Source organism: Mesorhizobium sp. AR10 (assembly GCF_024746795.1).
Lineage (GTDB): Bacteria > Pseudomonadota > Alphaproteobacteria > Rhizobiales > Rhizobiaceae > Mesorhizobium.
The window spans coordinates 1,697,945-1,720,994 of record NZ_CP080524.1; the positions used below are offsets into that span (position 1 = coordinate 1,697,945).

18 protein-coding genes and 1 pseudogene are annotated in these 23,050 nt (G+C 62.2%); 11 read left to right on the forward strand and 8 right to left on the reverse strand.

What is annotated here, in order from left to right:
• The first annotated feature begins 12 nt into the window (after nt 1-12).
• A pseudogene (gene hisC / locus LHFGNBLO_RS11765) lies at nt 13-1,078 on the forward strand (histidinol-phosphate transaminase).
• Between the two features lie 68 nt (nt 1,079-1,146).
• Here hisC and LHFGNBLO_RS11770 read toward each other — a convergent pair.
• Nucleotides 1,147-2,349 (reverse strand): aromatic ring-hydroxylating oxygenase subunit alpha, encoded by a 1,203-nt coding sequence (locus tag LHFGNBLO_RS11770; protein WP_258607158.1) that lies wholly within the window; start codon nt 2,347-2,349, stop codon nt 1,147-1,149.
• A gap of 508 nt (nt 2,350-2,857) precedes the next feature.
• On the opposite strand from LHFGNBLO_RS11770, the gene LHFGNBLO_RS11775 reads away from it, so the two are divergent.
• Entirely contained in the window at nt 2,858-3,268 is a 411-nt protein-coding gene (locus LHFGNBLO_RS11775) for a hypothetical protein (protein ID WP_258607160.1), read from the forward strand.
• Nucleotides 3,269-3,479: 211 nt separating this feature from the next.
• On the opposite strand, the gene LHFGNBLO_RS11780 is transcribed toward LHFGNBLO_RS11775, so the two are convergent.
• Nucleotides 3,480-5,570, reverse strand: coding sequence for a hybrid sensor histidine kinase/response regulator (locus LHFGNBLO_RS11780; RefSeq protein WP_258607167.1), 2,091 nt, complete (start codon nt 5,568-5,570; stop codon nt 3,480-3,482).
• Nucleotides 5,571-5,738: 168 nt separating this feature from the next.
• On the reverse strand, nt 5,739-6,521 hold the full coding sequence (locus tag LHFGNBLO_RS11785; protein WP_258609690.1) for a response regulator: 783 nt from the start codon (nt 6,519-6,521) through the stop codon (nt 5,739-5,741).
• A 46-nt stretch (nt 6,522-6,567) separates the two neighbouring features.
• Between LHFGNBLO_RS11785 and LHFGNBLO_RS11790 the strand changes: the two genes are divergently transcribed.
• Complete coding sequence (locus LHFGNBLO_RS11790; protein ID WP_258607169.1) at nt 6,568-7,254, forward strand: response regulator transcription factor; 687 nt, start codon at nt 6,568-6,570, stop codon at nt 7,252-7,254.
• A gap of 7 nt (nt 7,255-7,261) precedes the next feature.
• On the opposite strand, the gene LHFGNBLO_RS11795 is transcribed toward LHFGNBLO_RS11790, so the two are convergent.
• Entirely contained in the window at nt 7,262-7,429 is a 168-nt protein-coding gene (locus LHFGNBLO_RS11795; protein WP_258607171.1) for a hypothetical protein, read from the reverse strand.
• Between the two features lie 17 nt (nt 7,430-7,446).
• Nucleotides 7,447-7,791, reverse strand: coding sequence for a hypothetical protein (locus tag LHFGNBLO_RS11800; RefSeq protein ID WP_258607173.1), 345 nt, complete (start codon nt 7,789-7,791; stop codon nt 7,447-7,449).
• Between the two features lie 350 nt (nt 7,792-8,141).
• Between LHFGNBLO_RS11800 and LHFGNBLO_RS11805 the strand changes: the two genes are divergently transcribed.
• Nucleotides 8,142-8,600: a L,D-transpeptidase gene (locus tag LHFGNBLO_RS11805; RefSeq protein ID WP_258607175.1), complete on the forward strand. Its 459-nt coding sequence runs from the start codon at nt 8,142-8,144 to the stop codon at nt 8,598-8,600.
• A gap of 138 nt (nt 8,601-8,738) precedes the next feature.
• Here LHFGNBLO_RS11805 and LHFGNBLO_RS11810 read toward each other — a convergent pair whose 3' ends face one another.
• Both LHFGNBLO_RS11810 and LHFGNBLO_RS11815 read right to left on the reverse strand, forming a co-directional pair.
• Nucleotides 8,739-11,822: an efflux RND transporter permease subunit gene (locus LHFGNBLO_RS11810; RefSeq protein WP_258607181.1), complete on the reverse strand. Its 3,084-nt coding sequence runs from the start codon at nt 11,820-11,822 to the stop codon at nt 8,739-8,741.
• A complete protein-coding gene (locus LHFGNBLO_RS11815) occupies nt 11,819-13,099 on the reverse strand; it encodes an efflux RND transporter periplasmic adaptor subunit (protein ID WP_258607184.1) in 1,281 nt (426 codons plus the stop codon). Before LHFGNBLO_RS11815 ends, LHFGNBLO_RS11810 begins: the two co-directional genes overlap by 4 nt.
• Nucleotides 13,100-13,250: 151 nt before the next feature.
• Here LHFGNBLO_RS11815 and LHFGNBLO_RS11820 point away from each other — a divergent pair, with 151 nt between their 5' ends.
• The 7 genes from LHFGNBLO_RS11820 (at nt 13,251) to LHFGNBLO_RS11850 (ending at nt 21,108) form a co-directional block, all read left to right on the forward strand.
• Nucleotides 13,251-13,787, forward strand: coding sequence for a TetR/AcrR family transcriptional regulator (locus LHFGNBLO_RS11820; protein ID WP_258607186.1), 537 nt, complete (start codon nt 13,251-13,253; stop codon nt 13,785-13,787).
• A gap of 219 nt (nt 13,788-14,006) precedes the next feature.
• A complete protein-coding gene (locus tag LHFGNBLO_RS11825) occupies nt 14,007-14,825 on the forward strand; it encodes a chromate resistance protein ChrB domain-containing protein (protein WP_258607189.1) in 819 nt (272 codons plus the stop codon).
• Entirely contained in the window at nt 14,822-16,213 is a 1,392-nt protein-coding gene (chrA, locus tag LHFGNBLO_RS11830; RefSeq protein ID WP_258607197.1) for a chromate efflux transporter, read from the forward strand. Before LHFGNBLO_RS11825 ends, chrA begins: the two co-directional genes overlap by 4 nt.
• Before the next feature lie 411 nt (nt 16,214-16,624).
• Nucleotides 16,625-17,860, forward strand: a complete 1,236-nt coding sequence (locus LHFGNBLO_RS11835; RefSeq protein WP_258607206.1) for a polysaccharide biosynthesis/export family protein — start codon at nt 16,625-16,627, stop codon at nt 17,858-17,860.
• A complete protein-coding gene (locus tag LHFGNBLO_RS11840) occupies nt 17,857-19,389 on the forward strand; it encodes a GumC family protein (RefSeq protein WP_258607208.1) in 1,533 nt (510 codons plus the stop codon). Before LHFGNBLO_RS11835 ends, LHFGNBLO_RS11840 begins: the two co-directional genes overlap by 4 nt.
• Nucleotides 19,390-19,427: 38 nt before the next feature.
• A complete protein-coding gene (locus LHFGNBLO_RS11845) occupies nt 19,428-20,204 on the forward strand; it encodes a hypothetical protein (protein WP_258607210.1) in 777 nt (258 codons plus the stop codon).
• A 67-nt stretch (nt 20,205-20,271) separates the two neighbouring features.
• The gene (locus tag LHFGNBLO_RS11850) at nt 20,272-21,108 is read left to right on the forward strand and encodes an ExeA family protein (RefSeq protein ID WP_258607211.1); all 837 of its coding nucleotides are present in this window, start codon (nt 20,272-20,274) and stop codon (nt 21,106-21,108) included.
• Between the two features lie 406 nt (nt 21,109-21,514).
• Here the strand turns inward: LHFGNBLO_RS11850 and LHFGNBLO_RS11855 are convergent, their stop codons facing one another.
• Nucleotides 21,515-22,885 carry a glycosyltransferase gene (locus LHFGNBLO_RS11855; protein WP_258607221.1) on the reverse strand — a complete coding sequence of 457 codons (1,371 nt, stop codon included), beginning with the start codon at nt 22,883-22,885 and terminating at the stop codon, nt 21,515-21,517.
• Nucleotides 22,886-23,050 lie beyond the last annotated feature (165 nt).

Here is a 23,050-nt window from a genome sequence, read left to right on the forward strand (position 1 = left end):
CTGGACAGAGAAATGAGCCGTTTCTGGAGCCGCTTGACGCACGATCTGAGGCCCTACGTGCCAGGCGAACAGCCCCGCATGGTGGAGCTGGTCAAGCTCAACACCAATGAAAGTCCATTTGGCCCTTCCCCACGCGTGTTGGAAGCGATTCGCGACGAGGCGACTGATACGCTGCGTCTATATCCGGACCCACAGGCCACTGCGCTGCGAGCTGCTTTGGCCACCTACCACCAAGTGCGACCCGAACAAGTGTTCGTCGGCAACGGCTCGGACGAGGTGCTAGCCCATGTCTTCACCGCTCTGCTGAAGCATGATGCGCCGTTGCTCTTCCCGGACATTACCTACAGTTTCTACCCGGTCTATTGCTGCCTGTTTGGCATCACCTACGAGGCCGTGCCGCTCGATCAAGCGATGCAAATCCGCGTTGCCGACTATCGCCGGCCGGCCGGCGCGCTCATCGTACCCAATCCGAATGCGCCAACAGGGGTTGCGCTGTCACGGGCTGAGATCACTACCCTGCTGGAGGAACATCCCGACGCTCCCGTGGTGATCGACGAGGCCTATGTCGATTTCGGCGCCGAGACCGCGATTCCGCTAGTCGCCTCCCACCCGAACCTTTTGGTCGTTCAGACAATGTCCAAGTCGCGGGCTTTGGCCGGGCTGCGGGTTGGCTATGCGATCGGCGACGCCGACCTGATCGAGGCGCTCACCCGGGTGAAGGACAGCTTCAATTCCTATCCTCTTGGCCGACCCGCCCAAGCCGGCGCCATCGCCTCCCTTGAGGACGAAGTCTATTTTCAACAGAGCCGAGTTCGCGTGATCGAAGCCCGAGAGCGGCTTAACCGCGGACTGGTCCGGCTTGGCTTCGAAGTGCTGCCGTCTTCCGCCAACTTTGTCTTCGCGCGTCATCCGGCGTATGAGGGCGCGGCGCTGGCCGCCGCGCTTCGCCAACGGGCAGTGATCGTCCGCCATTTTCCCGCGCATCTCCGACTATCTGCGGATAACCGTGGGCACAGACGGGCAAATTGACCGGCTGTTGTCGACCCTATCGGACATCTTGGAGAGCGAGCCTGCCTGATCCACCGCATCTGGCGTCCATCAAGCTCGCATCAATCCGCACCCCGCCACTAGAGAAGCTAAAGTTGCCTACACCTGCGACCGCATGGCCTCATTGAGGTTCCACATCTCCTTCTCATCCGGCGCCGTCTCAAGTCCCAGAACCGGGATCTGCTTGCGCAGATGGTCGTGGTGGGTGCGCACGCCATATTCGAGATCGGAGAGGTAGAACCCCTCGAACGCTTCGGACAGCATGGATTCGTTCGACCACACCGAAAGCTGAACGTCCTCGTTCATGGTGTCGCGATCGATGCGGTAGGCGAGGTAGCGTGCCGCCGCCTGTTCCCTGGTCTCGTCGGGATAGCGGTAGATGGCGCCGCGCAGCAGCGTCTCGCCGGTCGACAGCGGGAACTCCTGGTAGAACTGCACCGATTCCGGCATGATCGACAGCGCGTTGTTCGGGAACATGCCGTAGTAGATCCAGGCCTTGCGCAGGTGCTCCGGCAGGTGCTCCGCCGCCGGCGCGTGCTTGATGTACTGGCCGACGCTCCAGCGCCGTCCGGCATGTGGGTTGTAGGTTGCAAAGGAACGCGACACGCCGTTGATGAACGGCTCGTCGAAATAGGTCGCGCCATAGAGATCCTGCAGTGCCGGATGCGCCATGGCGACGTGGTAGCCTTCATTGTCGACGTCGCGCACCGACTTCCAGTTGACCGGGGTCTTCTGGGTCCAGATGCCCCAGGACGGCACCATGTCGGCGACGCCGTAGTGGGCCATCTCGGCTTCGATCGGCTTCAGCAGCTCTGCCACGGACGGCTGCGGGCCGCCCTTGCGGAAACGAATGAAGATGAAGCCCATCCAGATTTCGAGGTCGAGCGGCATCAGGCCGAATTCGGTCTTGTCGAGATCGGGGAAGGAGCGCGGACGCGCCGCTCCGCGCAGCGTGCCGTCGAGATTGTAGACCCAGCCATGGAACGGGCAGACCAATGCGTTCTTGCAGTTGCCGTGGCTGTCGGCGACCACGCGGCTGCCGCGATGACGGCACATGTTGTTGAAGGCGCGCACGACGCCGTCCTTGCCGCGCACGATCAAGGCCCGTTCGCCAACCACGTCCATGGTCAGATAATCGCCGGCGTTCGGCACGTCGGAGACATGACCGGCGATCTGCCAATGGTTGCGGAAGACGTATTCCTTCTCGAGTTCGAGAAGGGCGTCGGAGTGATAACTCCAGCCCGGCAAGCCCCGCCGGTCCCAATCGTTGGGGATCGCCACGTCACGGAGATGCGGGTTCATGGATAGCTCTTCTTTTTGTTGAATACTCATTCAATATAATCATATTTTGCATTGAAATGCAATGGCTTGTGGAAATTGGCGATCTTCAGCCCGTCAGCTTTGCGTGCGTTCGGCACCGGTGCGGCAGCAGAAAATCCGGGGATTTCCGAGCGTTAACTCGGGTTGTGAAACGGGCGTATTGCGTGAGGAACGGCATTCGCCGTGACGGCAAAATGACCCCCGCTTTGCACAGAAAAATGGATGCCATCCCGCGATTTTTTCAGGAGTGTGAGATGGGTCATATTCGAGCGAGCGGATGCGGGCTTTGCTGCCTGTGACCGCGACAACATGCTGATCGCGCACGCGAAACAGTTTTGAGAACGAACCCCGACCATCGGCGCATGGCCGAACATGCCCGTTGTCTTGTTTCTTGACTGTTACAGGGGCCGGCGATGCGCATCATTCGTTCGTTACCAAGCGCGATTAAGTTCGCTTCATAGAAGAAAAGAAAAAACGAAGGGAAACCACGATGCACGCGAAAGTTCAGACCGCCAACAGCGACCGCCGCTTCCAGGCTCCGGAGCGCAACGACCGACGCCCGAAGCTGGCGCTGCGCCAGCGCGCCAGCGACCATCCGATGGCGATGTTCATGATGCTGGGCGCTTGCGCTTTCGTCGGCATGGCCTTCACGCCGACGGTCGGTCCGGCCTTCGCTTCGCTCAACCCGCCCGCGAACGTCGTCGATGGCGCGACGACCACCGTCAAGACCGCGCGTCTGCCGATGCCGGAGATCGATTTTGCCTGCAAGGGTCAGGCTTGGGGCGCCGAGAGCGCGGATTGCCTGCGCGTCATCGCCGCGCAGTCCGGCAAGCACAAGGACCGCGCGATCCGCATGATCGCGAATGCCACACCGATGAGCAACACGCCGAACGTCTTCTGATCTTGTTGAAGCATGATCTGCGAAACATTTCCCTGCTTCGCGATCATGCTTTGACCTCCCCGGGGCGCGCCTCCAGCGCTCAGTCAGGCTCCCGCCGCATCGTCGGTCGGGAGCCTCTTTTTTGGGATACTGGAGCCTGATCCATCCTACTGTGTCGGAATGGACCCTATTTCCATCTGACCATGATCTTTTCCGAACCCAAGGTTCGGGATCATGGTCTGTCTGCCGCGGCCTGCTCGGCAATGGCCGAGAGCACGCCGCGGACGTCCAGCGTGCTGAAAGGCTTTTCCAGGATTTGCGGTCGCTGCGGCGCCGGCAATGCCTCGATCTCGGCTTTCGCGCCGATCAGATCGCCGGTGACCAGCACGAAGCGCCGCGCCAGGGCCGGCCGTTCGGCGAGCAGTTCACGATAGACGGCGATGCCGCTGGTACCGGGCATGCGCAGGTCGGAAAAGACGATGTCGGGCGGCATGTGGCCGGTCAAGATCGCAGTAGCCGATGTCCAGGCCGCCACGATCCGCGACTTGATGCCCATCAATTCCAGTATGTCGGAAAGCGAGGCAGCGACATCCGGCTCGTCGTCGATGATCAAAGCGTGGCGCAATCCGCTCGACCGGGCCGGATTGTCGCCGGCAGCGGCGACGCCCGCTGTGATCGCCGGCAACTGGACGACGAAACGCGCGCCCTTCGGCGACACCTCCTCGAACCAGACATTGCCATTGTGGCGCTCGATGATCGATTTCGAGATCGACAAGCCTATGCCTGTGCCGACGCCGACCGGCTTGGTGGTGAAATAGGATTCGAATATGCGCGAGCGGATCGCTTCCGGCACGCCCGGTCCGTTGTCTTCGACCGAAAATCCGGGATTGCCGCGGTCGCTGCGGAATGTCCGCACCTTGATCAGCCGGTCGCCGGCAATGCCGGCCAGGGCGTGCTGGCTGTTGATGAGGAAGTTGGCGGCCACCTGTGTCACGTGGTCGGCATCGGCCATGGCCAGCAGCGGGCCGCTGGCGAAATCGGTGTCGATGATGATGCCGCTTGATCTGGCGCCATAGGCGGTCACTTCGAGTGCGGCGCGGATTACCTGGTTGAGATCGGTCTCGGCCTGGGTCGCGGGATGCAGGCGGACCATCGACAGGAAGCTCTTGACGATGCGGCCGCAGCGCTCGGCGGCGGCGCGCACTTTCTCGGCGCGCACCTTGGTCTGGGGGTCGGAAGCGAATTCGTGCAACAGCGTCGATTGGGCGACGACCACGGCCAGTGGGTTGTTGAGCTCGTGCGACACGCCGGCAAGCAGCGAGCCCATTGCCGCCATCTTCTCGTTCTGGTGCAGCTTTTCGCGCTGGCGGCCGATCTCTTCCTCGGCGCGCAGCTTGTCGCGCAGGTCGCGGATCGAGCCGAAGATCAGGCGGCGATCGGCGACCCGCATCTCGGTTGCCGTCAACTCGATCGGAAACACTTCGCCGGCGGCATTCTGGGTAACGGTTTCGAGCCGCTGGCCGACCATCGGCGCGCCACGGCCCGTCATGTACTCGGCGCCCGACGCATAGCCCTTGCGATAGTATTCCGGCACGACCGTATCGAGGAGATCCTTGCCGAGGATGTCGTTGCGCTGGAAACCGAACATCTTTTCGGCAGCCGGATTGAATTCGATGATCGAGCCGGTCTCGTCGATGACGATGATGGCGTCGAGCGAGGCCTGCAACATGGTGCGGCGGATGACTTCGCTGGCATGGGCATCGGACGGCGACCGTTCGATGGCATCCCCGATGGCCAGCGCAATGATGTGCAGGGTCGCCTCTTCCTCTTCGCTCCATTGGCGCTCGTCCACACAGTCGTTGACGGCGAGCGTGCCCCACAGATGGCCGTGCGCGAAGACCGACACCGACAGGAACGACTTGATGTGCTGCTTTTCAAAATCCGTTCTCAAGAAACCTTCGAGATCGCGTGTATGTCCGGCGAAGACCTTGCCTTGCCGCTCATCTTCCGCCAGTCGCTCCAGCAGCGGGTCCGTATTGACGATCGACTGCATGATGACCGTCGGTGCTGCCAGCTCGCCGCCAAAACGGGGATCGATCCAATAGGCTGAGACCGACTGGGCGAATCCCTGGCCGGGCAATTCGCGCAGCCGGAACAGGATGCCGCGCTGGCAGTCCATGGCGCTGCAGAGCGTCTCGAGGATGCCTTCCATGTCGCGCTGCCAATCGCCGGCCTCACGGAGCCGGCGCACGACACGGACGGCCGCCATCGCCGCGCCCTGCCGGGCGCCTTGCGTATCCGTGCGTGCTGGTTCAGCAGTCATGGTCAGCAGTCATCCAGGGTCGCGCTGGTGTGGTCAACCCCCACATAGAGCCTGATCCATCCCGATGGAACCGGGATGGGGCTCTATCTTGCTTCTTGTTTGGCCCATGATCTTTTCCGAAAACCGGGTTCCACTTTTCGGGATCATGGTCCAGGCGCGTCGCGCCGCTCAGTGCCCGTCACCGGTCGGCAGCGAGAAGATATAGCCTTCGCCGCGCACCGTGCGCAGGAATTTCGGATTGGCCGGATCCGCCTCGATCTTCTTTCTCAGCCGCATGATGCGGATGTCGACCGCGCGTGACGATTCCGGGTCTTCGACGAAGCCGATCGCCTCGGAGATGGCCGCCCGCGTCAACAGCCGGTTGGCGCGGGTCAGGAAAACCTCCAGCACGTCGAACTCGCTCTTGGCCATGTCGATGACCGCGCCGTTCACGCCGGTGACAAGCCTGCCGTCGAGATCGGCCTGGAACGAGCCGAAGGTCATGAAACGGCGGCCGGCGCCTGTATCGGCCTTGGCGCCCTGTGGTGGCTCGGTCGGTTGCGGAACGCGGCGCAGCACGCTGCGCACCCGCGCCAGCACTTCACGCAATTCGTAGGGCTTGACGATATAATCGTCGGCACCAAGTTCCAGCCCGACGATGCGGTCGAGCGCGGTGCCGGCGGCGGTGGCATAGATGATGCCGATCGGCATTTTCGAGCGCAGCCAGCGGCCGAACGAAAGTCCGTCCTCGCCAGGCATGGCGATGTCGAGTATGGCCAGGTGAAACGACTGTGTTTCCAGCAAGGTCCGGGCTTCTGCGGCGCTTTCCGCCGTGGCCACATCGTAGCCGCTGGCGCCGAGATATTCGGCAACCGCGTCCCTCAGATCGGGCTCGTCCTCGACGATGACAATTCGTGCCCGCACTATGCTCTCGCTCCCACTTTCAGCGGAAAGTAGATTGGGTATAAACATCATGTCCAGTACTCATCTCGGGTTGCGAGGGGAACAGTAGGAAAATATGGCTGCACGATCCGTCATCGCGCTTGTTTCCGTCGCCGAAACGGTGGCCACCGATCTCGCCGATCATCTCGAGCGGCGCGGCCATGACGTGCGCGAGGCGCGTCAGCCGTGGGAGGCCGAATCGCTGCTTTCGGCAAAGGGCATCGACATCGTCATTGTCGGCGACAGCCTCAGCCAGGCGGAGGGACGAGACCTGCTCAGACGGCATGGCGGCGAAGGCGGGCCCGATTTCATCCTGATCTGCCGGCCGGCCGACCTGGTCGACAAGGTGCTGGCGCTTGAACTCGGCGCCGCCGACGTCATTGAGAGCCCGCTCAATGTCAGGGAACTCGCTGCCCGCATCGGCGGCCTGCTGGCGCGGCGCGGCAGGAGCAGCCAGGAGTTGATCGTGCTGGAAAATGCGACCGTCGACCTCCGGTCGGCCATTGTCATGCACCGCTCGGGCACGGAAGAGCAGCTGTCGCCGGGCCAGGTGGCGTTGCTGAGATTGTTCCTGGCCAGTCCGCGCAAGGTGCTGACGCGCGACGACATCATCGCCGCCGCGCCCGCCGAAAATGCCGATGCCTTCGACCGCTCGATCGATTCGCGCATCGTGCGGTTGCGCCGCAAGCTCGACACCGAAACCATCACCACCATACGCGGCGCCGGCTACCGGTTCGATCCGCCGACGCAGCGCGCCGACTGACGGCAACTCAGCGCACCACGAGCAGCGATGGTCCCGATGGCAATTCGCTGGCTACGACGATCTCGCTGGCATGGGCGCGGTCTCTCAGCAGCACGGTGGCGAGACCAGCAAAGCCGAGCAGGCCTTGCGCGTAGAGCAGTGCTGAAAGTACTGAAACAGCAAATTTCGTGTTCATCTGTCCGTTCCCCAAAATCAGATTTGTCGGTGCTTCAGGATATCCTCGAAGCGCCCGCGCCGCTCAACGGAGCCCCCCGTCGCGGCGCGGGCCTTCGGTCCTCTCGGCAGCAAGTAGCCGGAGGGGTCGCGCATCCTCTTCAGTCCAAAGCCGACCCGCCAGAGGGCCTTGAGCCGGTTGATGCGCAGACTGGAAACAATCCAGACCATGGCGATGAACAGCGCCGCATGCAGCGTTGAAACCTCACCCGTGCTCAGGGTCGCAAGCGTCGTCATCGGATTGCCAGCGACCGTGCCGACGCTGCCCGCGATGACTGCGACGATGCCTATCCTGAGGAGCCAGAAAGGGGCGTTCGATTTCATGTTCATCTTCGTTTGGTGTGGCTGTTTTCGTTGGGTCAACTGTGCCGTCGGCCCGTATCCAGATCATGCCGCCCAGGCCCCGCTGTGTTGCAGCTTGGTTTCGAGCCAACTCAAATGTCTTTCATACAAGAGAGATTCGCACCCTCGTTTCATGGCAATCGGGCTTTTGATCATGGGAGGTCGACGGTAATTGTGCTGGCTTGCCCCTCCTTTACGGACCTTTCTCGTTAACCTTAGGAAACAGATTCGAAACACAAACGAGCATCAAGCGAAGTCAGCTCGAAACACGACCTTGGGATAAGCCGGTCATCGAATTGGAGCCGGCCGGGCCGGCAAAACAGGGGGACATCATGTACACTGCCATTTCCGCCAAGCTCATCAACGTCGCCGCCGCCCTGATGGGCGCAACGCTTCTTGTCGGTGCCGGCAATGGCGCTGCCCACGCCGCCAATCAGATCGTGGCGCGTGTCTCGCTTTCGCAGCAGACCATGGAAGTGATGGTCGACGGCCGGCCGACCTTCGCCTGGAAGGTCTCGACCGGCGACAAGGCGCATGTCACGCCAACCGGCTCGTTCAAGCCGACCCGCATGCATGAAATGTGGTTCTCGAAGAAATACGACAACGCGCCGATGCCGCACTCGGTCTTCTTCAGCGGCGGTTACGCCGTGCATGCGACCAATGCCATCAAGCGTCTCGGACAGCCGGCGTCGCATGGCTGCGTGCGGCTGCATCCGGTCCACGCCGCCGACTTCTATCAGCTGGTCGAGGTCTTCGGCCCGGCCAACACGAGCATCGTCATCGTCAAGTAGGCTGTGGTTGGAGCCGGCCGGGAAGCGTCAACAAGCTGTTGCGCACTTCGGTTTCGGCTCCCGTCAGAAGCACCAATCGGCTTTTGCGGTAAGTCAACTCAGCCAAAAAAAGAGGCCGGGAAATCCCGGCCTCTTTTTTTAGTCCACCGGCACCGGCATGAGCTTCGGGTCCGGCTTTTCAGCGTGATGCGGCAGGTCCTTGCTGGCGATGATGGTGTAGAACATCGGCACCACGAACAGCGTGAACATGGTTCCCACCAGGATGCCGGTGAAGATCACCAGACCCATCGAATAGCGCGCCGCAGCACCTGCGCCGCTGGAGGTGATCAGCGGCACCACGCCGAGCGCCATCGCCGCCGTCGTCATCAGGATCGGCCGCAGCCGGACCTTGGCCGAGGCGATAATCGCCTCGCTGCGCGACATCTTGTGCTTCTCGCGCTGCTGGTTGGCAAACTCGACCAGCAGGATGCCGTGCTTGGTGATCAGGCCGATCAGCGTGATCAGGCCGACCTGCGTGTAGATGTTCAGCGTCCCCAGCCCCAGATTGAGCGGCACGATCGCACCGAAGATCGACAGCGGCACCGCCATCATGATGATCAGCGGGTCACGGAAGCTTTCGAACTGCGCCGCAAGCACCAGGTAGATGACGAGGATGGCGGCCGCGAAGGCGATCATGATCGTGCTGCCCTGTTCCTTCTCCTGCCGCGACTGGCCCGAATAGTCGATGAAGAAGGTGTCGGGCAGGCTCTCCTTGGCGATGTCCTCGATAGCTTTCAACCCGTCGCCGGTGGTGACGCCGGGCAACGGAAGTGCTGAAATCGTCGCTGAGTTCAGCTGGTTGAACTGCTCGATGGCGGCCGGTGATGCGTTGGTCGAGATCTTCACCACGGAAGAAAGCGGCACCATCTCGTCAGAGGCGCTGCGCACGAAATACTGGGCCAGCTTCTCGGGATTGTCACGGAACTCCTGCGGCACCTGCGGGATGATGTCGTAACTGTTGGAATCGCGGTCGAACTGCGCCACTTCGGCGCCACCGACCAGAAGTGTCAGCGTGCGGCCTATTTCCGCGATCGGCAGGTTGAGTGCCGCGGCACGGTCGCGGTCAATGGTCACCGTCACCTGCGGCGCATCAAAGGACATTGAATTCTGCACGACGATGAAGCGGCCGGAGGCCTGCGCCTTGTTCTTGATCTGCTCGGCCGCCTCGTACACCTCGGAAGCACTTCCGGTCGAACGCACCACCATGGTGATCGGCAGGCCGCCGCCGGAGCCGGGCAGCGTTGGTGGCGCGAAGACGAAAGCCTCTACGCCGGCGACCTTGCCGAGCCGGCCCTGAATGTCCTCCTGGATCTCCTTCGAACTGCGCGCGCGCTCGGCCCAGTCCTTGAAGGCAAAGCCGACGAATGCGCCGTTGGTCTGGCCGCCGAACGCGACAGCCGAGAATTGCGCCCGCGTTTCGGGTATGTCCTTGACCAGGCCGAGGATCTGATTGACGTAGGTCTCGGTATAGTCCGACGTCGCATAGCGCGGCGCGGTGACAATCGACAGCAGGAAGCCCTGATCTTCCTCCGGCGCCAGTTCGCTAGAAGTCTTGGTGAAGGCAAAGCCGGTCACGGCGACCAGAGCGATGACGATCATCAGCGTCACCGGGCGATATTTCAGCGAACCGCTGACCAGCCGCTCGTAGACGCGCTCGACGCGCCCGAAGGTGTTGTCGACTATGCGCTGGAAGCGGCCGGGCGCGCCGGCCTTGAGCAGGCGTGCCGACATCATCGGCGTGATGGTGATGGCAACGATACCCGATAACACCACCGAGCCGGCAAGCGTCACCGCGAATTCGCGGAACAACGCGCCTGTCAGGCCACCGGTGAAGGCCAGCGGCGCGAACACGGCGGCCAGCGTCACCGTCATGGCGACGATGGCAGACGCAATCTCGCGCATGCCGTTGAAGGCTGCCTGCATCGGCGACATGTGATCTTCTTCCATGTGGCGATGAATGTTTTCCACCACCACAATGGCGTCGTCGACAACCAGGCCGATCGCCAACACCATGGCGAGCAATGACAAGAGGTTGATCGAGTAACCGAGCGAATACAGGAGGAAGCAGACGCCGATCAGCGACAGCGGAATGGTGACGATCGGCATCAGCACCGAGCGGAACGAGCCAAGGAAGAGCAGGATGACGACGATGACGATGGCGACCGCCTCGGCGATGGTCTTGAACACCTCTTCGATCGAAGCGCTGATCTGTTCGGTCGAATCGTAGACGATCTCGATCGTCATGCCTTTCGGCAGCGTCTCTTGTATCGTCGGCACGATCTTGTGGATCGCTGCCGCTGTGGTCAGCGGGTTGGCGGCCGGCGTCGGGAAGATAGCGAGAAACGTGCCCGGTTTGCCGTTGAAGCTGACCCTGGTATCGGTGTTCGCCGCGGCAAGCTTGACAATCGCGACGTCGCGCAACCTTACCACATTGCCGTCCTTCGAACGCAGCGGGAGCTCGGCGAAAGCCTCCGGCGTCTGCAGCGTCGAGCGCACGGTGATCGAGGAGACGACGTATTCGTTCTGGGTATTGCCGGGGGCAGAGAGGAAATTCGAATCATTGATGGCGGTCAGCACGTCCGCCGCGGTTACGCCGCGCGCGGCAAGCTTCACCGGGTCGATCCAGACGCGCATCGAATATTCCTGGGCGCCGAATATCTGTACGTCGGCAACGCCTTCGACCGTGGACATGCGGGGTCGGATGACGCGCTCGATATATTCGGTCAACTGCTCCTTCGTCATGTTCGGATTCTGCATCGAGATGTACATCATCGCGAACTGATCGCCGGTACCCTTGACGATCACCGGGTCCTTGGCTGCGTCCGGCAAGGTGCCGCGCACGCCCTGCACCTTCGACAGCACTTCGGTCAGCGCGACATCGGGATTGGAGCCGAGTTTCATCTGCACCGTCACGGTGCTCGAGGATGGACGGCTGGCCGAGGTGACGTAATCGATGTTCTCGGTCGAGGCGACGGCGCGGGCGATCGGCGCTGAAATGAAGCCCTGGATCAGATCGGCACTGGCTCCCGGATAGGCAGTCGTGATCGTGATGGCCGTTTCCTCGACCTTCGGATACTGCCGGATCGAAAGGTTGAAGATGCCCTGGAAGCCCAGGAGCAGGATCATGCAGGCGAGCACGGTCGAGAGGACCGGACGGCGGATGAAGATGTCGGAGAAGCTCATTGCTGGGCTGCCTGTAGATTGACCGGCTTGGTCGGGTCGATCGTGTTGTCGACGGCGACGGACATGCCGTTGTAGAGCCGGTTCTGGCCGGCGGTGACGACTTCGTCACCGGGGGCAATGCCTTCCAGAATCTCGACCAGGCCAGCGTTGCGGCGACCCGGCTTGACGAACACCTGCGCCAGCACCAGTTCCGGCTTCTGTTCTTCCGCTCCCGGTTTGGCAGGGTCGGCCGCCGGCTTTTCCTCGGGCTTTGCCGCGGGAGCATCTGTAGCGGGTTTTGCAGCATCCGCTGCCGGCTTGGCAGCCTCCGCCGCAGGTTTTTCTTCCGGCTTGGCCGCGGGTGCTGCGCCGCCGACCTCGGCGGCCTTGGCCGGACGCACGACAAAGACGAAGTCGCCATAGAGGCTGGACGTCAGCGCCGTCTGCGGCACCGCCACCACGTTGTTTTCCTCGGGCAATTCGACGCGCACCTGCACGAACTGGCCAGGCGTCAGCTTGCCTTCGGTGTTGGCGACCTCTGCCCGGATGGTGACAAGCCGGCTCGCGGGATCGATCTTGGGGTCGATGCCGCGGATCTTGCCGGCGAAGGGCATGTCGCCGCCACCAATGCCCAGCCGCACTATCTGATCGATCTTGAGCAACGGAAGCTGCTGTTCTGGAACCGAGAAATCGACCCGCATCGTGTCCAGGTCCTGCAAGGTTACCACCGCGGTACCTGGCGCGAGATACTGGCCGAGGTCAATTTTCGGGATACCTACCGTGCCGCTGAAAGGCGCCGTCAACCGCTTCTGGTCGAGCACAGCCTGCAGTTTGGCCACTTGGGCTTCGGTGGCGGCTGCGGTTGCACGCGCCGTGTCGAGCGTAGCTTCCGGATTAACGCCGCGCCGCTGCAGTTCGATGGCGCGCGTCAGCGCCGTCTGGACGACCGCCACTTGCGCCTTCGTCGCTTCTAGATCTGCCCGCTCGACGGCGTCGTCGAGTTGCAGGAGGACCGCGCCGTCGGCAACCTTCTGATTGGCGTGGAAGAGGATCTGCCTGACGATGCCGGTGGTTTCGACGGTCAGATCCACGCCGCGTACGGCACTGACCGTGCCGATCGCCTCGATGCCCGGCGTCCACTCTGTCGGCTTGACGACGACTGTCGACACCGTCGCCGCCGGCGGCTTCATGGTAGCAAAGTACTGCTTGATGCCGTTGTCACGCAGTATGTTGAAGCCGACGATGCCGCCGCACACCAGCACGAGTAGAATGAAGGCGATAATAAAGCGCTTGATCACGAGCAGTCCCCTCGGCCGGCACCCGACATAACGGTCGGATATCGGGACACATATCGCTAGAAGGTCCCGATTTCAAATTGACGGCGATCTTACTGTACCGTCTGGACGGTCTTGTCAATTCCGCCTAGGCTAATGTAAGGGGGACGGATCGATGAAAGCTCGCAGAACCAATTCGCGTGACAGGATACTCGCCGCCGCCGCCGACGTGGCGCGCGTGACCGGTCCCGGCAGCCTGTCGCTGGACGCAGTCGCCAGCCGCGCTGGCGTGTCGAAAGGCGGCCTGTTGTACAATTTCCCGACCAAGGCGAAGTTGCTGCAGGCGTTGGTGCAGGACTATCTGCACGAGTTCGAAGCGGCGCTGGAAACCACTGCCGAGGGTGGCACCAGCGGCGAAAGCCTGCTTGCCGCCTATATCAGGCTGTCGGCCAAGGATTGCGAAGATACGCAGCCGTCGGCGTCCTGGATCTTTTCGGCGATCGCCGAGGATCCCGATTTCATGACGCCGATAAAAACCTTCAAGCGGCAGCTGTTCGAGCGGCTGAAGGGAGAGACGCCGGACCTCAAGGCACTGCTGATCTGCTTCCTCGCCATCGAGGGGCTGCGCAGCATGAACCTGTTCGATGCGGATGTTCTCTCGGCCGACGAACGCCGGCTGGTCGTATCGTCCCTGCTGGAGATTGCGGGATGAATTGCCGCGCCAGCCAGCCGAATGTGTGGCTGCAAGGCGTATCGCGACCTTCCCACACCGCGATCGTGATCACGGCGTAACACTACCTGGAGCGTAGCTCCTTCCTTGACAATCGCAGGCGATCGATCCAGCATTATGGCAAGGGGTTCCTTCGCGACGACCCCGTGAGGCGTCAGCCCAACGATCGCGTCCAAACTCTCATTTCAGGAGGTGGACGCCATGCCATCAACAACCGCAATCACCGTACCGCAGCTTTCACGACTCGTCGGCCTGCCGGACGCGCCAGTCCTCGTCGATGTCCGCATCGACGAGGATTATGATGCCGATCCGCGCCTGCTGCCGGCGTCGTGCCGGCGCGATTTCAAGACCGTTTCGACCTGGGCGGCCGAGTTCACCGGGGCCCGGGTCGTTGTCATCTGTCAGAAAGGGCAAAAGCTTTCGCAAGGCGTCGCCGCTTGGCTGCGCCACGAGGGCATCGCCGCTGAATCGCTCGAAGGCGGCTTCGAGGCCTGGCTCGCGGCCAAAGGGCTTCTGGTCAAGACCGACAAGATACCGCGCCGCGACGACAAGGGTAGCACGGTCTGGGTGACGCGCGCTCGGCCCAAGATCGACCGCGTTGCCTGCCCCTGGCTGATCCGTCGTTTCGTTGATCCTTCGGCGGTGTTTCTGTTCGTCGAACCCGCCGAGGTGGTGGTGGTCGCCGATCGGTTCGGGGCGGTTGCCTTCGACATCGACAATGTGTTCTGGAGCCATCGCGGCGAGCGCTGCACGTTCGACACGATGATCGAGGAGTTCGGGCTGCGGTCCGAGGCGCTCGACCACTTCGCCTTGATCGTGCGTGCGGCCGACACCGCACGCCTCGACCTCATACCGCAAGCGGCGGGATTTCTCGCCGCTTCGCTCGGTCTGTCGCGGATGTTTCGCGACGACCTCGAACAGCTTGAGGCCGGCATGCTGCTTTACGACGCGTTTTTCAGATGGTGTCGCGATGCCACCGATGAAACGCACAATTGGCCAAGCCTGGGCAAAGCACCATGAACGCCATTGTCGCAGACAACAACGCGCAGGCCACTGAGGCTCCAGCCACACCGACCCTCAGGCAGGCGGCGAGACTGTGGGCGAAGATCGGCCTGCTCTCCTTCGGCGGGCCGGCCGGGCAGATCGCGCTGATGCACAAGGAGCTGGTCGAGGAGCGCCGCTGGATCGGCGAGCAGCGATTCCTGCATGCGCTCAACTATTGCATGCTGCTGCCCGGTCCGGAGGCGCAGCAGCTCGCCATCTATATCGGCTGGCTGCTGCACAGGACCGTTGGCGGCCTCGTTGCCGGCATCCTGTTCGTGTTGCCGGGCGCTTTCGTCATGCTGGGGCTGAGCATCTTCTACGTGCTCTATAACGATGCGCCTGTCATCGAAGCGCTGTTCTTCGGCGTCAAGGCGGCCGTGCTTGCCGTCGTCGTCGAGGCGGTCATCCGCATCGGCAAGCGGGCGCTCAAGAACCGGGTCATGGTAGCGATCGCGGTGGCCGCCTTCCTCGCCATCTATGTCGTCAAGCTGCCGTTTCCGCTCATCATTCTGGCTGCAGGCCTGACTGGCTGGATCGGCAACCGCTTCGCGCCGGTGCCATTTTCCGGAGCGGCGCACGGCAAAGGCAATTTGCCCGATGTCCGCGGGGCGGTCGACCTGATGTTCGAGCGTGGCGAACTCGCCCACACCAGGCCCACGAAATGGCATGCGCCGCGCACAATCGCGATCTGGCTGCCGATCTGGCTCGGACCCGTCGTGCTGATCTCAGCGCTGACCGGCTCTGCCAGTGTGTGGACGCAGATAGGCGGGTTCTTCAGTCTCATGGCGGTCGTCACCTTCGGCGGCGCCTATGCGGCTCTCTCCTATGTCGCGCAAGCCGCCGTGTCGTCGTTCGGCTGGCTCGCCCCTGGCGAAATGGTCGACGGCCTCGGCCTTGCCGAGACGACGCCGGGCCCGCTCATCCTGGTGCTGCAATTCGTCGGTTTTGTCGCCGCCTACCGGCACGCCGGTGCAATGAGCCCGCTGCTCGCCGGATCGCTCGGCGCGATGCTGACGATCTGGGTGACGTTTGTGCCGTGCTTCTTCTGGATATTTCTCGGCGCCCCCTACATCGAAGCGCTGCGCGAGAACAAGGCGATCTCGGCAGCCTTGAGCGCGATCACGGCGGCTGTCGTCGGCGTCGTGTTGAACCTTGCTTTGTGGTTTGCGCTGCATGTCATCTTCGGCGAGGTACGGAGCATCGGTCTTGGAACCGAGATCCCGGTGTTCTCCTCTATCGATTGGCGCGCCGCGCTGCTGGCGGCCGCCGCGATGGTTGCCATGCTGAGGTTGAAGATCGGCATGCTGCCGACGCTGGCGGGATCGGCGCTGGCGGGGATGGCCCTGCTGGCTCTGCCTGGGTAGCGGTCGCGCCGCTGGGCACTGCCGCGGCGCGTCCGATGTTCTCGAAAGCTGCCCACGGAGAAGACGCCAACGGAGCCGACCATTCTGGTGCCGTCGACCACCTGATCAAATGAGAAGACACGATCCTGCCCCGTTCGGACAAGCGGCGTTAGCCGAAAGGTGTAGGGCGTTGGCGCCTCAAGACCGGTGAGGTGCGTATCTGAGGACAGAACGGCCCCAAATTCAAAGTATAGAGCCGACGTTGTCGGCGTACTCGGCAGCGCGGTAGCAATTAATTCCCATCTATTGTCCTATCTGAGTAGCCGAAGCTTCATCGGGCTACGTCATTGTGCTTCGTTCCTGTGGGGTAAGACGCCTCCTATTCTCTGTCCGGAGATGCCGTCGAGATTTGCCATCGGACCGGAGTTCGTCATGCGCCTGCTACCCAGTCTTCTGGGATTGATCCCTGCCTTGATCAGCTTTTGTGCTTCCGCACAGGAGCTTTATCGGATCGAAGCCAACGACCGGATCGAGGTCTGGACTTCGGTTGAGCCGAGCCTGCGCCGTACCGCGACGATCGGCCCGGACGGCTGGCTGTCGCTTCCGCTCGTCGGTCATCTGAAGGCGGCGGGCATGACGGCCCCTGAACTGGAACAGACGCTGCAGGAGCACCTGAAGAAATACTTCAAGGAAGGCATAGACCTCACTGTCATGCTGCAGCCCAGTGAGGAGCGTACCCAAACGGTCTATGTTACCGGCGAAGTGGCCACCCCGGGCGCCTATCCATTCCGACCGGGTATGATCGTTCTTCACGGTGTCAGCGTAGCGGGTGGACTCCAGCGCGATGCGGATACGGCTTCCAACGAGGAGCGGATTGTGTCGATCCGGGGCGAGATCGCGCGCGACACCGCGCGCCTGGAGGCGCTTGCGGCGCAGGCCGCGCGGATCAAGGCGGAAATTGACGGCAAGGATCTCGTGGGGGAGGTGGGTAAAGAGTCCCCCTCTCTGTTGCGTGAGCGCCAGATTCTCGCGGCAAGGCGGTCCGAAGCCGCGATCCTGCGCACGGCGCATGAGCAAGACATTCAAATTCGCCGACAGGCTATCACGGCCCAGCGCCAACAGGCGGAGACATTGAGCCGGCGCGTCGAGATCGCCGAGCACCGCTTCAACGCCGTGACAAAACTCGTCTCACGGGGCTACGCCAACGAGGCCCAGGCGCTTGAACTGGAAGGCGGGATCACGGAGCTGCGCGGCGATCAGCTCGAGCTCAATGTCGATATCCTGACAACGCAACTCGAACTGTCCGCCGAACTGTCCCGTTTCGACACCAGTCTTCAGGAGCGGAAGACCAGCCTCGAGGTCGAAGGGCGAGATGTCGAGCGCGACTGGGAGGCAGTCTCATCGCGGCTCGCTGACAACAACCGGATCCTGCGGCTCGTCGCCTCGGGTCCGTCGACCGCTGCCGAGGCAACAACACGCCCGCCAACCTTCAGCATCGTCCGGTCCGTCGACAACAGGCCAGTCGAGTTCGAGGCGACGGAACGGACAGCCGTCGAACCCGGCGATATCATTCGCGTGGGCTACGGGGGCGCGACTGCCCCGATGGCCAGCGGGGTGTCCACATCGAGTATCGACGATGCAGGGTTGCAAAACGAGATAGTCCAGTGAGCGGCGCGCCATCGAACCCCGATCTGCATGCGACGACGCAACAGCCTATGATCGACCAGATCCTTCGAAACGCGATCTATTATATCGAGGCTTTCCTGAAACGACCGCTTTGGGTCATCGGTCCTGCTGTAGCCACCGTGGCGATCGGGGCTGGCGCGTTCCTCGCTCTGCCCCGCAGCTACCAGTCCGAGGCGCAGATTCTCATCGAGGCGCCCCAGTCGCCGACGTCCCTTGTTCCCTCGACCGTCGCAACCGAGCACCTGCAGTTTGTCGAACAGCGCGTGCTTGCGCGCGACAAGCTCCTTGCGCTTGCGGAGAAGATCCACCTGTTTCCCGGACTGCGAAACACCATGTCGGAGACCAAGCTGGCTCAGTTGATACGCCAGAATATCTCTATCAACACCATGGTGACCGAGCCATCGGACCGTTACTCGGGAACGGCCGCAATGCGGATCGGTTTTACTGGCGCGACAGCCGAACAGGCTTCGGCGACCGTCGCCGAACTGGTCAGCATGATCATCCAGGAAAGCCGTGGGCTGCGCATCCAGCGCGCATCCGAGATGTCGGAGTTCCTGTCCCGTGAGGTCGACAACATGGCCGGCATGATGAAAGCGCGCGCGGCCGACTGGAACGCCTTCTTTGAGCAGAACTCCGACGCCCTGCCGGCGCGGGTAGAAGGCGTGGAAAACGAAATCCAGGAAAAGGATCGCGAACTGACAAGCCTCGACCAGTCTATCGCCACGCTCGATCAGGAGCTGCGTCTTCTGGAGGCAGAGCTCCGCCTACAGCGCCCGGAAGCGGCCGTGCGCGATCGGACCCAGCTGGCGGAGCTGGAGTCGGAACTGGCCACGAAGTCATTGACCTATTCGGACGCACACCCGGAGATCCGCGCACTTTCGAAAAAGATCGAAGGCATGCGCCAAAAAATCGCAAGCGCGTCGGTACCCAGCCCGGAAGTCGTCGATCAGAATCTCACACCGGAAATGGCTCTCGTCGCGGAACGGGTCAAGATCGCGAAGGCTCGTCACGGATCCCTCGTCGCCAAGCGAGCCGAAGTGAACGAGCGGATCGCGTTGCTGCAGGCGATCATCGCCCGCGCACCCGCCGTTGGCGCGCGGCTCGAAGCGATCGAACGGGAACGCGAAACGCTGCAGCGCAATCTCGACGAGATGCGAGGCAGACTTTCGACCGCGCGCACCGGTGAACGGCTGGAGCGCGACAATTCCACAGGCCATGTCCAGGTTCTCGAAGAACCTGAAACGCCGCGATATCCGTCGTCTCCAAGCCGCACGCGCCTGCTGCTTCTCGTGATGGGTGGCGCCCTCGCCATGGGTGCAGGTGGTCTCTATCTCGGCGACAACCTGCAGCGGACGATCCGGGGGACGTTCGACCTGAAGGCGGCGCTAGCCGGATCCACCCTCGTGGTCATTCCCAACTGGGTTCCGGCGAAGACGCCGATGTCGCGCCTGGAAACGGTGCTCAGCTATATCGCCCGCGCGATTGGGATCGACCGCAGGGCCACTACATGAAGTTCGGGTCGCTTGCATAAGGATGTAGCAGGAAGTCCATGGATACGATCACGAGAGCCCTGCAGCGGGCCAAGGAAAGCACTCCGGTCCCGGGCTTCCGCGGATCGCTGGCCCACGACTTTGCCCTTCGGCGCGAGAAAAAGCCGAGGCCTGCGAACGACTCGCAGACGAACCTGGGCAACCCAGACGTCACAAAGCTGGACGAAGATCTGCTCAGCCGGAATCGTGTCGTCGCGTTCGAACCAAATGCCACTCCGACGCGCTACTACGACATCCTTCGCAACCAGCTCACGCAGCATCAGCACAAGTCCGGCCGGCACATCGTGGCGGTCTGTGGTCCGACACGCGGATGCGGTGCCACTGCAATGGCGGTCAACCTTGCCTTCAGCTTCAGCCGCATCCGTGCACAGCGGGTGATCCTGCTCGACGCCAACACTCAGAACCCGGCCGTGCGACGCTACCTGGGTCTTCCGGAACAGGGATTGCTCGAGTCCTCCTTCCTGACGTCGGTTCAGGTGCGCGATGTCCCCCTCCAGGTGATGACGCTTGCAAATGCCGAGCAAGAGGGCCGCGAAGCGTTGCTAAACCTTCTGCGCGGGGGCTTCGAAGACGAGGCAACTGTCCTGGTCGTCGACCTGTCGCCGCTGCTGACATCGGACAACGGGATGTCCTACCTGCGCCTTGCGGATTCGTTCGTCGTGGTGCTTGCCGAAGGACTGACGACCCTTGCCGACGTAGAGTTCTGCAAACGTTTCATTGGTAGCCGCGATGGTGTGCAGTTCGTCTTGAACAAAGGCGGGAGGCACGGACTTTGAGGTGCCTTGGCTCCAGCTTCCGTCTGCCCTTCTCGGCACTCGCTTGAACTGAATTTCGGAGACTGGGATGTACGCCTCTTACTTCAACTTTCGTGAGATGCCATTCTCGATCGTTCCCGATCCGAGATTTCTCTATTTTAGCCGTGCCCATTCGATGGCGCTGTCGATGCTCGAATATGGGATCGTCAACCAGGCCGGCTTCACAGTAGTCACCGGTGCGATCGGCTCAGGCAAGACCACGCTGATCCAGCACCTTCTGGGCAATGTCGCCCAACACCTGCATGTGGCCGTCATAAGCCACACGCCGCGCAGCGACGACAATCTGTTCGAGTGGCTACTGCTGGCCTTCAACCAGCCGATCACAGGGTCGTCCTACGCAGCCATGTACAAGAGCTTCTGCGACTTCGTACGGGACGTGGCCGAAAGCGGCGGTCGCGTCGTCCTGATCATCGACGAGGCGCAGAACCTGCAGCCGGCCCGGCTCGAAGAGCTTCGGATGCTGTCCAACATCAATTCTGCATCAATGATGATGCAACTGATCCTCGTTGGGCAGCCTGAATTGAGCGAGACGCTCAGCTCGGCCCAACTCCGACAGTTCGCGCAGCGCGTCTCGTCTGACTTTCATCTCCCCAAGCTCATGCTGTCGGAGGTCAACGACTATATCGACCATCGGCTTTGCTTCGTCGGTGGCGATCCGGCGATCATCAATGAGGGAGCGCGTCGACTGATCGCGCAGTCGACCGAGGGCATCCCGCGGCAGATCAACATCCTCGCCGATCGTTGCCTGGCATATGCCTATGGACGCGGAGGGGCCGCGGTGAACTTGAGTCTCGTGCGAGAAGTGGTCAAGGATCGCAGCCGCCACGGCGTGTTTCGGAGCGAGCCGCAGCTTGCCCTCACGTAGCGCTGCGTCGGTCCGTTGTACAGGAGCATCACATTTGTGACAGAAGTCTTCAAACTCGCCACCCGTTCGAGTGGACTGGGTCTCCGGGGCGTGCATGATCGTAAGATCACAAGTGCTGCGTGACGTCGGCGTCTTCGATGAAGACTATTTCCTCTACTACGAAGTCGATCTCTGCATGCGGGCGGCGAAGGCCGGTTGGTCCAGCCACCATTTCCCCCAAAGCCGCGTCGTCCATCTGGTCGGGAGATCGACGGGGGTCACATCACGCAATGTCGCCCTACCACGCCGCCCGGCCTACTGGTTCCAGTCGCGCAGTCGCTATTTCCTGAAGCACTACGGAAAGAACTATCGGGTGCTGACAGACATCGCGTGGTTAGTCGGCCACATCATATCCCGCACCAAGCACCTAGTGCGGGGTCGCGTGAGCGGCGCGCCGCCGCACGTCTTCGGAGACTTCATCCGACACAGCATCAGCGCGCACAGGTTGCCCGGCGTGCGGGGATGAAGGCTCCCGAGCGATGCTTCCTACTCTGCCGCGGATGATGTGCCGCTCAATGAGGCTGGCGGACAGCGCCACATCATGGCGGGCGATAACCCTCTGCCGGGCCTGCTCACCCATACATCGCAACGTCGCCTCATCGGCGGTGGCCGCAGCATGCATCGCGTCGCACAGCGCCGCCGGGTCGCCGGCCGGGATCAGCCAGCCGGCGTCGCTGCGCACAAGTTCTGGAATGCCCGCGACATAGGTCGAGATGACGGGCCGACGCAGCGCCATGCTCTCCATCAGGACGACGGGCAGGCCCTCGGCAAAGCTCGGCAGCACCATCGCCCGCGACATGTGGATCTGTTGGCGTATTTCCGCCTGACCCATCCAGCCCGTGAGCCTGACGATATCACCAAGATCGAGGTCGCGGATTGCCGCCTCGATCGCGCCACGCAGAGGGCCGTCACCGGCGAGGGTCAAGCGAAATGGCACGCCGCGATCGCGCAGCATGGCGGCAGCCTTCAGCAGCACGAAATGGCCTTTCTGCTCCGAGAGGCGAGCCACGCAGAGAAAGGCAGGCGCACTCAAGATCGGGACGCCCGGTTCATCGAGATAGGCCCGGTCCAGCCCGCAATGGACGACATGGATCTTGGCCCAGTCGTCGAACGCGGCCCACCGCATAAGTTGGCTGCGCCCGAAACTGCTGACGGCGGCCACGAAGCAGGCCTTCGCTATCTTCGCCCCAAGACTGTGCTCCTGCGCGCGGTCGAACTCCTCGGGACCGTGAACCGTGAAGCTGAATGGAATGCGGGTCAGCTCACTGACGAGCGCCCCCACCGTCGCCGGATTGGTGCCGAAATGCACATGCAGATGTTCGGCCCCTGCCTGTCGGCACCACGCCGCGATCACGAGCGCTTCGATATAGTACGCCAAGTGACGTAGAACACCGCGCTTCGAGGCGGAAGAAAAGCGCAGAGCCGAGAACGCGGCGTCGATCGCGCGGCGCGGGCTGGCGAATGCACTCTTTGTTGCGAGCGCAATCAAAGAGATTGAGTCCAGGGAAAGGACATGGAGGGTCTTCGCCAACTCCTCTACGTCTGCTGGGTCATTGAGGATTTGGGGTGCGCGCCGGACCGCATAGCGCAGAACCGAATGGCCATTCGCCTCCAGCGCAGCGATCTCACGCCTTATGAAAGTGTGGCTCGTCGCCGGATACTGGTTCGTTAGGTACGCGATCCGCATATGTTTCCCGTTCTGCCACGTCGGCGCGTCCGACAGCCACGGCCAGACCATTGAATTATCAGACTGAATCATGTGCCGCCGATTCATCCAAAGGGATTACCTGACGGCAATTGTCCGGTGCGGTCATGTTGGGCGATGACGGACCTAGTTTCCGGCATTGGGAGTCCGCGTGGATGCCGCCGGTTGCCGCATGAGTGATCGATGAAGAAGACGCGA